General features: G+C 40.8%; 1 protein-coding gene. It reads right to left on the reverse strand.

The window, feature by feature from the left end; translation table 11 throughout:
- On the reverse strand, positions 1–497 hold a 497-nt coding region (locus G9F50_RS20270), incomplete at both ends, for an IS3 family transposase (RefSeq protein WP_165406621.1).

Genomic DNA, 497 nt, shown 5'->3' on the forward strand with positions numbered 1-497 from the left:
GAGGAATGAAACGATTCGATGGAGGCATTATCAGCGGGCGTCCCTTTGCGGGACATGCTCATGGTAATGCCTTTTGTTTTAACAGCTTTTTGATACTCGTAAGATGTATACACAGAACCTTGGTCACTATGTAACACGCAGTTCTCAGGCAGCATTGGTAGCTGATCAAGTGTGTCTAAGACAAAGGCTGTGTCCTGCTTATCCCCAATAGTAAAAGCAATCACTTCTCCATTGTATAAATCTAATATACTGGAAAGGTACAATTGTTTCTGTCCATAAGGCAAATATGTGATGTCCGTTACTAGTTTTTCAAGAGGACGATCAGACTGAAAGTTCCGATCCAATATATTATCGACCACGGCATATGGCTGCCCATCCTTCTTGCGCTTTTTCACCTTAACCCGACACTGCCATTGATTTTTCTGCATAATACGTTGAACCGTTTTATGGTTAATACACATTCTCTTTTTTAGTATGGCTGTGATTTTTCGATATCC

It is taken from the genome of Bacillus sp. EKM206B (assembly GCF_011066015.1).
GTDB classification, from domain to species: Bacteria; Bacillota; Bacilli; order Bacillales; family Bacillaceae; genus Bacillus; species Bacillus velezensis.